General features: G+C 63.4%; 1 pseudogene. It reads left to right on the top strand.

The annotated features are described in order from the left end of the window. Nucleotides 1-799: 799 nt before the first annotated feature. Nucleotides 800-914, top strand: a pseudogene (locus IN820_RS22915) (hypothetical protein); the annotation flags it as partial. Nucleotides 915-1,729: the final 815 nt, after the last annotated feature.

The following is a 1,729-nucleotide window of genomic DNA, read 5'->3' as shown; positions in this document are numbered from 1 at the left end:
TTCTGGCTAATGGGGTTGCTCAATAAATAAATCTGTCCCCTTTTTCGCGGTGCGTTGTTACGACTGCTCCGGTGACCACTACACGGTCGACTATGTGGTCAGGGAGACCTATCAGAGCGAGGTCGTTGCCGGGGCACCTTCCAGTATTACGGCGGGCGGCGACTTCCGTTTCGCAGGTACCTCATTCAGCAATCTGCTGAGTACTGTATCCGCAGCGGGCGACATCGAAATACAGACCGAGCGTTTCAGCAACCAGGGGGCGGTTTCAGGAACCATCGAGCGTACCCGTACCTACAGGCATGGAGGGGTCACGGATGGTACTGTGCACCGCTTCGTCGATGCTTATGTCCTTCCTTACAATCGCCGTAACAATCCCGATTTCCCCTTGGTTTATTACGTCAACAGCAAGGGGGAAATCAGGCTGGCCAGGCCCATCTATGAGGAGTTCGATGGCTATGGATACGTGTCCTATCGGGATGTACAGAGTGGGGCCGTTGTCGGAACGCTAAGCGGCTTGGTGTACAGCAAAGGCGGATTCCAAAAATCACAATACGACCCTGACAATCTTCTTGCTTTGCCTGATGCTTTTGACTCCCGCACCACATTGCTGAGCGATGTCGAAGTATCAACCAGTGAAGGAGCCACGCAGCACGCCGTCATTCAGGCGGGTGGGGATGTCGTTATCCAGGCCTCCGAACGATTGGATAATGGCGTCGTCTTCCACGATTACGTTCATGGACAAGGCAACCAGCTTTCTGTCGATACCGCGCCTCTGCAATCGGGTACGACATTCGTTCGCTTGAATGCCCAACTGCCCCCCGACCTCGCCCAGCAACAAGTCAACCCCCTGACCCTGCCCGGCTTCAGCCTGCCCACCGGGCAGAACGGCCTGTTCCGCCTCAGCGACCAGGGCGGCAGCGAAGGCCAGGTACGCGACGCCATCGCCGAGCAGGATTGGGCCCTCTCCGGCGCTACCCTCGACCAGGTGCAGCGCGAGGCCGTTGGCGGCGTCCGCTCCGACGACGTCCGTGTCGGCCAACTGGGCGAACTGCAGGTCGCTGGCGCGCAGCTGCAGGCCGGCGAACGGGAACAGGCGTCGGGCCTGCCCGGTACGGCGACTGGCGTGCAGCTGGGTAACCAGCCGGGCACCCGGGAAGTGGATGGGTTGGGTGCTTCCGGCCTGTCCGTCGATGCGGCGGGCCGTGTGACCGTCGGCACCAGCGAACTAGCCGATACCCAGGTGCAGGTAGGCGAACGCGAGCAGGCCGGCACCCTGCCGGGGCAGTCTGGCGTCGTGCAGCTCGATGGCCAGCCAGCCGCTTCGGCGGCCCAGACGCCGCAAGCCGTTGGCGCGTTCGGCGAGGCGCCGGCGGGCGTGGCCGTGGAGGCGGTAAGCACGGCGCAAACCCAGGTCGGCGCCTCCGAACTGCGAGGCGTCGACGTGCGGCTCGATGCGCCGTCCGCCGCTGGCCAGACTTCCGTACCCCAGGTCGGCCCCATCGATACCGGCAGCCAGGTGGCGCCGCCGACAGTGAGCGCCACCCCGCAACAGGCGGGCGAACGGGCCAGCAGCGAGGTGCCATCCGCCACTCAGGTGGCCCTCGACGGCCAGGAAGGCGGCGCTGGCGACATCCCCCGCGCCCAGGGCGTACCGGTCACACAGGTCACGCAACCGCACAAGTACCTGATCGAAACCAACCCGGCGCTGACCGACCTCAAGCAGTTCATG

The organism is Pseudomonas lopnurensis (assembly GCF_015070855.1).
GTDB lineage: Bacteria > Pseudomonadota > Gammaproteobacteria > Pseudomonadales > Pseudomonadaceae > Stutzerimonas > Stutzerimonas lopnurensis.
Note: the sequence above shows the minus strand (reverse complement) of the source record. Positions and strands in the feature narration are given on the sequence as shown.